This window comes from uncultured Leptotrichia sp. (assembly GCF_938036635.1).
Classification (GTDB): Bacteria; Fusobacteriota; Fusobacteriia; order Fusobacteriales; family Leptotrichiaceae; genus Leptotrichia; species Leptotrichia hongkongensis.
Genome location: NZ_CALHQO010000096.1, coordinates 1 through 8,863, shown reverse-complemented (window position 1 = coordinate 8,863; position 8,863 = coordinate 1). Strand labels below are relative to the sequence as shown.

General features: G+C 34.4%; 4 protein-coding genes and 1 pseudogene. All 5 read right to left on the bottom strand.

Annotated elements, in window-relative coordinates; genetic code table 11:
• Nucleotides 1-441, bottom strand: a pseudogene (locus Q0370_RS01800) (L,D-transpeptidase); the annotation flags it as partial.
• 183 nt (nt 442-624) lie between these two features.
• Nucleotides 625-1,845 carry a MalY/PatB family protein gene (locus Q0370_RS01795; protein ID WP_299571307.1) on the bottom strand — a complete coding sequence of 407 codons (1,221 nt, stop codon included), beginning with the start codon at nt 1,843-1,845 and terminating at the stop codon, nt 625-627.
• Between the two features lie 24 nt (nt 1,846-1,869).
• Complete coding sequence (locus tag Q0370_RS01790; RefSeq protein ID WP_299571304.1) at nt 1,870-2,364, bottom strand: pyridoxamine 5'-phosphate oxidase family protein; 495 nt, start codon at nt 2,362-2,364, stop codon at nt 1,870-1,872.
• 39 nt (nt 2,365-2,403) lie between these two features.
• Nucleotides 2,404-4,074: a formate--tetrahydrofolate ligase gene (locus tag Q0370_RS01785; protein ID WP_299571301.1), complete on the bottom strand. Its 1,671-nt coding sequence runs from the start codon at nt 4,072-4,074 to the stop codon at nt 2,404-2,406.
• Between the two features lie 362 nt (nt 4,075-4,436).
• Nucleotides 4,437-8,834 carry a PolC-type DNA polymerase III gene (locus tag Q0370_RS01780; RefSeq protein WP_299571298.1) on the bottom strand — a complete coding sequence of 1,466 codons (4,398 nt, stop codon included), beginning with the start codon at nt 8,832-8,834 and terminating at the stop codon, nt 4,437-4,439.
• Nucleotides 8,835-8,863 lie beyond the last annotated feature (29 nt).

The following is an 8,863-nucleotide window of genomic DNA, read 5'->3' as shown; positions in this document are numbered from 1 at the left end:
AATATATCTAGTTTCATTAGGCTGAATATTTTTAGAGTATTCAGGGTAATATTCCTTAACCTTGTCAAACATTTTTTGCATTGTTTGAAATTCTAAAATATCAAACTTTTTATCAAAAGCTACTTGATAAGTTAAAATTTCTTTTCCACCTTGATTTGTGTAAATCGAAACAACAGCCCCTACCAAATTATCTACTATATTATAAGTTACAACAACTTTCTCATTGATTCCATCACTATTAAAATCATAATCAAATACGTCTTTTTCCTGACCTTTTACTGTGATATTTTCAGAATATTCCTTTGGCATATTTAATGGTTCTGCACTCATATTGAATCCTATGACTGTGTTAATTAATGCCAATACTCCTATTTCCACTTTTTTTAATTTTTTTATTTTTTCTTTCCCTGCTTCGATAATTCTATCTATTTTTTTTGTCACAAGCTCCCCTCCTAAAGCTATTCTTTCTACAACATTTCCACTTATCAGTCAAAAAGCTATTCACTTTTTTCATTTTTATATCTCTCCATCCTTTTTTCAATTTTTTTATTCAAGTAGAAAATTTTGTTTTTCCTTTATATTATACCACAATAACCTCAAAAAAGTAAAACATAAAATCAAATTCTATTTACAAAATTTTGGAAATTCCACTTTTAGCACTTCATAAAGTCTTTCCAGCATTTTCTCCAAATATTTAGTTGGCACAGCTAGATTTACTCTCTCAAATCCATCTCCAGCCTTTCCAAATGTATATCCCTCACTAAAAAATATTTTTGATTTTTTATTCATAAATTCCTTGAGTTCTGTATTTTTAAGCCCCAATGCCCGAAAATCTAGCCATTGTAAATAAGTCCCTTGTATTAGTGGTGCCTTTAAATCTACAAATCTTTCTTCAAAAAATTTATTTACCAATTTCTGATTTTTATCAATTAACAGTAAAAATTCATCTAACCATTCTTCTGACTCTGTATAAGCCAATTCACATGCCTTATATGCTAATGTTGAAAAAACATGCATTGACATTTTTTCCATTTCAGCCTTGAATTTTTTACGTAATTTCTCATTTTTGATAATTATATTTGAAATTCCTGCTCCAGCTAGATTAAAACTCTTTGTAGGGGCAGTGCATGTTATTGTAATCTCAGCAAATTTTTCTGATAAAGTCTGAAAAACTGTATGTTTATGCCCGCTCATAACAATATCAAAATGAATCTCATCAGAAATTACAATCAAATCATTCTCAACCGCAATTTTCCCAATCTTTTCCAAATCTTTCCTGCTCCACACAATCCCAAGCGGATTATGAGGACTGCACAAAAGCAATATTTTATTATTTTTATCTTTTGCAAACTCTTCAAATTTTTCAAAATCAATAGAATACTTGACTTCACCATTCTCATTTTTACTCTCAACTAAGCCACAATCTACCAATTTTCTATTATTTGAAGTAATCGAACTATAAAACGGAAAATAAACAGGAGTAAACGTAATCACACCTTCATTCTCCTTCGCAAAAGCTTTAATCGCAACATATATAGCTGAAACTACACCAGGAGTACACAAAATCCAGTCTTTTTCCACCTTAAAACCGTGCCTTCTCTCCATCCATCCTATAACAGCCTCATAATATTTAGGATAAGTTCCCGAATACCCCAAAACCGCTTCATCAATATATTTTTTCATTCCTTCTGTTATTTCAGGAGCAATCTTTAACTCCATATCCGCCACAGAAAACGGAACAATATCGTCTTTCAGCTCTGGAAATACTTCATACATCTGTTCCCATTTGTACGATCCTTGTCCTTTTCTGCTTAAGATTGTTTCAAAATCATATTTTTTTGACATTTTTTACCTCCATTCAAATTCTCTCTACTCATGTTCCTTGCAGCTCATCTCCTCAACTAAAAGTTTAAACACACAAACTGCCTTCAGCATTTGCTCGTCAAATTCCCATTCTGTTTTTCCAGTATTATGTTTCATCAGTTCCAGCAAAGCCTTCATTTTTTCCTGTGAATCTTCAATAATCTCAACTTTCCCATTTCCGATTACACTTTGAAATCTAGCGGTATAATTGCAGGCTTTATCACCTTTTGTGTAAATTTTATGATTTGTGTCAAGTTCAAATCCTACGTAGTTATTTTGTTTTATTATATCAAGTTTTCTTCCTGTTCTTGCACCGTGAAAATAAAATGTATAGTTTCCATTTTCTTCGATAAAGCCAAAATTTAGTGGGACGATGTACACTTTTCCCTTATCATTTAAGCCAAGCCGGCAACAGTCACAGGCTTTTATAATTTCTTTTATTTTTTCGTTGTCTGTAATTTCTCTGTCCCGTCTTCTCATTTTTACTTTTGTATTTTCCATTTTTATGTTTTTCCATTCTATTATATCTGTATATTAAATTTAAAATAATCCTGAAATTACCCCATTTTCATCAATGTCAATTAACTCTGCCGCTGGCTTTCTAGGCAACCCCGGCATATCGATGATTTCTCCAGCCATTGCTACTAAGAATCCTGCTCCAGCTGATAATCTCACTTCATTGATTGTAATTGTGAAGCCTGTTGGGCGTCCCAGTAGATTTGGGTTGTCTGACAATGATTTTTGTGTTTTTGAAATACATATTGGCAATTTGTCATAGCCGTTTTCTATGTATTTTTTAATATTATTAAGTGCTTTCGGGGCAAAATTTACTCCATCTGCTCCGTAAATTTCTTTTGCTATTTTTTCAATTTTTTCCTGAATTGACAAGTTCAAATCATAAAGTGGAGTGTATTTTTTCTCAGATTTTTCATTTTTCTCAATGGCGTTCATAACTTTTTCCACAAGCTCTTTTCCACCTTCTCCACCTTTTTCCCAGATTTCGCAATTGGCAACTTCCACGTCCATTTTTGCACAAAAATCTTTTATCACTTGAATTTCAGCATCAGTATCAGTTATAAATTTGTTAATCGCCACAACAACTGGTAAATTATACTTTTGCATGCTTTCAATATGTTTTTCAAGATTTACAAGCCCCTTTGTCAATGTTTCGATATTTTCCGACTTCAAGTCCTTGTCTCCGCCGTGATGCTTCAACGCACGAACTGTCGCAACAATTACAATAACATTTGGCTCCAAGTTCCCAAGCCTAGCTTTTATATCCAAAAATTTCTCAGCCCCCAAATCAGCTGCAAATCCAGCTTCCGTAACCACATAATCCGACAATTTCAAAGCCATTTTTGTAGCCAGCAACGAATTACATCCATGTGCGATATTCGCAAAAGGCCCACCGTGAATAAATACAGGCGTGTTTTCTAAAGTCTGTACTAAATTAGGCTTTATCGCATCTTTTAGTAATGCCGCTACTGCTCCTTGAATATTAAGCTGCTTAACTTTAAGCATTTCCCCTTTTCTGTTGTATGCAAAAACTATTTCGCCAATTCTTTCCTTCAAGTCGGTAATAGAATCAGCAAGACAGAAAATTGCCATAATTTCCGAAGCAACCGTTATTTGAAACGAATTTTCACGAGGCACGCCATTCACCTTTGGCCCAAGCCCAACGACAATGCTTCTCAAATTTCTGTCATTCATATCAAGCACACGTTTAAAAGTAATATTATTCACATCAATATCAAGTTCATTTCCAAAATGTATATGATTGTCAATGCACGCAGAAATTAAGTTATGTGCAGCCGAAATTGCGTGAATATCCCCTGTAAAATGTAAATTTATCTCTTCCATAGGAACCACTTGTGACATTCCACCGCCAGCTGCTCCACCTTTCATCCCAAACACAGGCCCCAAGGACGGCTCTCTAAGTGCCGCAATTGACTTATATCCAAACTTGTTCAACGCCTGAGTTAATCCAACAGTAACAGTAGACTTCCCTTCCCCCGGAGGCGTAGGAGTAACAGCCGTCATCAAAATCAATTTCCCATCTTTTTTCCCTGCATTTTTCTTCAGCACTTCCAAACTAACCTTAGCCTTATATTTCCCATAAGGCTCAAAATCATCCTCCGTAAGTCCTATACTTTCTGCAATCTCACCGATTTTTTTCAATTTCGCATTTTGAGCAATTTCAATATCCGTCATCCTAACATCCTCCTGTATTTTTTATTATTTATATAAAAATCGAAAAAGTCATGTTAATTAAAAGACTTTTCCGATATTCATTTATAATTTGTTCATTTTTTATAACTTTTTCTTTAGAAATTCACATTAGTTACTAATTTCTACAAGTGAAGTTATTTCCCTAAATTAACCTACAATTCTAATTAACATCAACTTCTCATAAATACATCATATTATATCTTTTTATAATTGTCAATATTTTTAACAGCAATTCATCTTTTTCATTTTTTTAAACGGTGTTTAGTATAACATATTTTATGCTTAAAAAACACAGTCTAAAATATTGTCAATAGTTGAAAACGGAATTAATTTTGTATTATTTTCTAAAACAATGTCTGCTGATTTGTTGCTGACAAATCCTTTAAACATCCATATTCTTTCATCAGTTCCACAATCGTTTTATTTAATTTTGTACGTTTTACTAAATCCTCGATTGATAAAAAGTCAACTTTTCGTTCAGAAACGATATTTTCAGCAACAGCTTCCCCTAGTCCATCCATTGCGATTAATGGCATTCTGATTTTACCGTCCTGTATTGTGAAAAGTTTTGCTTGCGATTTATAAATGTCAATTTGTTCCAGCTCGATTTTACGGTAGTGCATTTCAATCAAAATTTCGTACAAAAATAATTCTTGCTTTTCTTTAGCGTTTAAGTTTCCTTTTCTGTCCATTTCCATTTTTGCACGTTTTAATTCTTCTACTGGTCTAAACATTGTTGTCATTTTAAAATCTCCGACTTTTCTATTTAGGAAAGCTGTATAAAATTCGATTGGATAATGCACTTTAAAATAAGCGATTCTTACTGCCATCATTACATAAGCCACCGCATGCCCTTTTGGGAACATATATTTTATTTTTTCGCATGAATCAATATACCACTGCTCTACACCGTGTTCTTTCATTGTTTTAGAATATTCCTGCCACTTTTCACGATTTTTAGTAGGCTGTCCTTTTCTGACAAATTCCATTATGGAAAAGGCTAATGATTTATCCAGTCCATCGTCAATCAGCTTATTCATAATGTCATCCCGCACCGTGATAATCTGACTCAAAGTTGCAATTCCACTTCTTACGTAGTCCTGTGCGTTATTCAGCCAAACATCTGTCCCATGTGAAAGTCCAGAAATTCTGACTAATTCCGCAAAAGTTTTTGGACGTGTGTCAACTAGCATCTGTTTTACGAAAGATGTACCAAATTCAGGTATTCCTGATGTACCTGTCGGAGAGCCGATTTCATCTGGAGTTACACCAAGTGCTTCTGTCCCGCTGAATAAACTCATTACTTCCTTATCATCAAGCGGAATCGTATAAATATCAACATCTGTCAAATCCTGTAAAATTCTAAGTGTTGTCGGATCGTCGTGTCCCAGTATATCCAGTTTTACAAGCTGTTCGTCCATTACGTGATAATCAAAATGGGTTGTCTTGGAAGTTGATTTCATATCATTTGCTGGACGCTGAATTGGGCAGAAATCGTAAATTGACTTGTCCTTTGGAACGACTATCATTCCACCGGGATGCTGTCCAGTTGTTTTTCTAGCCCCTTCACAGCCTTTTGCAATTCTCATAACTTCTGCTTTTCTTTCTTTTATTTCAGGCGTTCCTTCCACTTCTTCAAGATATTTTTTCACATACCCAAAAGCATTCTTTTCGGCAAGCGTAGAAATCGTTCCAGCACGAAAGACATTGTCACTTCCAAACAGCTCTTCCGTATATTTATGAATCTCTCCTTGATATTCACCAGAAAAGTTCAAGTCAATATCTGGCACTTTATCTCCATTAAATCCCATAAACACTTCAAATGGGATAGCGTGTCCATCTTTTATATATTTTGTACCACATTCTGGACAATTTTTGTCAGGATAGTCAACTCCACTTCCTTCTTCGTTCATAAATTCCGTATGCTTACATTTCGGACATCTGTAGTGCGGATAAAGTCCATTTACTTCGGTAATTCCCATAAGATAGGCAACTATTGAAGATCCAACTGAACCACGTGAACCTACAAGATAACCTGCGTCCACCGATTTATGCACAAGTTTCTGTGCAATTAAATAAAGTACCGCAAATCCATTTTGAATAATCGAATTAAGCTCCTTTTCCACTCTTTCCTTCAGGCTTTTATCAATATTTTCCCCATAAAGCTCCTCAAGTTTCTTATAAGTCATCTCTCTTACTTCATCTTCTGCCCCATCAATTTTCGGCGGATAGAATCCAGTTGGAATTGGACGCACCTGCTCTATCATATCATTGATTTTATGAGTATTTTCCACAACGACTTCCTGAGCCGCTTCTTCTCCCAGATAATCAAATGCTTCCAACATTTCTTCAGTAGTTTTAAAATACAATTTTCTATCGAAAAACTCATACCCTCTCACTCCTTCCGAAGTTTCAGTTTTCCACATTGTTCCACTTCCCAAAAGAAGAACATTCCTGTTAATTGCTTCACGCTCTTCAAGATAATGGGTATCTCCCGTCGCAACTACAATTTTATTCTGACTTTTTCCAAGTTCGTAAAAATACTTGTTCATTTCCTTTATTATATCGTAACTTTCAATTTCCTTGCTAGTTCTTTCCACCATGTCAGCATAATTTGTATGCGGATGAATCTCAATATAATCATAAAATCTCGCTTTTTCCTCAATGTCATCTTTTTCTGCCCCACGTAAATAAAGATTTACAAGTTCTCCCTTATTTCTTTCAGAAGCTGAAGCCGAACTTGCAATTAGCAGATTTTCCCTCATGCTGTTTAACAAAGTTTTTGGTATTCTAGGCCTTCTCATTCCAAAAAATTCTATGTTGGAACGTGATACAAGCTCGTACAGGTCACGAAGCCCAGCCTGATTTTTTACCAAAATCATCGTGTTCAATGTTTCAGAATTTTGAATATTCGGCTGTAAATCCGTATTAATCTCAATTAGTTTCAAAATCCCTTTACTTAAAATCATATTTAAAAATTTCTGAAAAACTTCCGCAGTAGCCTTTGCATCATCAACAGCCCTATGGTGTGTTTCAAGCGTGATCCCAAAATATTTCACCAAATTAGCAAGACCATATCCTCTCGAATCAGGAAGCAATGTCCTAGCCAAAGGTAACGTATCAATTACGCTTGGAGAATACTCAAGTCCTTGCTCAATAGTTTTTTGCTTGATAAATCCCACGTCAAATTTCGCATTGTGGGCAACTACCGTTGTATCGGTACAAAATTCTAGAAATCTTGGAAGTACTGTTTCTATTTTTTCAGCATTTGCAACCATTTCATCAGTAATTGTTGTAAGTTCTGTTATCTTTGGCGGAATTGGAATTTCAGGATTTACAAATTCAGAAAATTCTCCAATAATCTCCCTTCCACGCATTTTCACAGCCCCAATTTCAATTATCTTGTCATTAAAAGGATCAAATCCTGTCGTTTCAATATCGAATACAACATAAATTTCATCTTCAATCATCTTGTCCTTAGGATTTGTAATCAAGTCCTGCTCGTCATCAACTACATACGCCTCCATCCCAAAAATAACCTTAAAATCCTCATTTGCCTCTTTAAACGCAAACGGAAATGAATGTACTACTCCGTAATCTGTTACAGCAATCCCGCTATGCCCAAATTCTTTAGCTCTTTTCGCATAATCCTTGATTGACATAACTCCGCTCATTTCACTCATATTCGTGTGTGCATGAAGTTCTATTCTTTTTTTGGGTGCATTGTCCTCTTTTTTCACATCTTTAGATTCTATAGCTTCCACTCTTTGCGTTCTCACATACTTTTCACCACTATACATATCCGCCTCAAAACTTCCAGTAACCTTTACCCATTCCCCAAGTTTTACCTTAATATCCTCATTCGTGTTAAAAAATATTCTGCAGCTAACAGAGTCTGTATAATCTGTAATCATAAAATCACACATTAACTTCCCATTCTTAGTTTCTCTCATATCTACGTTAAATATCTTTCCTTCTAGTGCCACATCATCACCATTGTTCAAAATATCAAGTGTTGAAAATGGCATAGCATCTAAATCAGGAATTTTTTTCCATTTGTAGTTACCTTTGTTACTATCTCCATTAGCATTTCCGCCATTTGAATAACCGTTTCCGTTATTTCCATTATTAAAATTTCCATTTCCTCCATATTTACTGCCATTACCATTACTTACACTAGCATTTTCATACTTTGGAAGTTCGCTTGCCTTTACCGAATTTAATTCATTTTGAGCCTTAATTTTAGCCTTCACTTCCTCAAAATCCCCATTTACAAACTCAATTTTTATCGAATTGTCCATACATTCATAAATTTTTCTTGTAAGTTCTTCCTTTGCCTCAGTTCTTTTGGCCTCTTCTATCAAATGATGCGACGGTAATTTTATAAACACCGTATTTCCCAAACTTTCCACTTCATAACTTGCAAAAATATACTGATATCTCTTACTCTCATGTTTATAATTCTCAATTGCAAATTTTACAAATCCAATAACATCCTTCTGTATCAATTCAGGATTAACATCCATCTTAATCTTCAATTTTAAACCATTTTCAAAACTCTTATAAAGCAGCTGCCTCAAATCCTGTATCTCATTATGTGCCTCAAAATTATGAACCCTCACAAATATTTCAATCTCTCTCTTTTTAGAAAATAAATTAACATACTCAATCTCAAAATTCTTAATTCCGTATTTCCTAAAAAAATCTTCTGATGGCTTAACCTTTAAATACTTCGTACTCATTTTTCTATCTATGCCCCCTATTTCTTTTT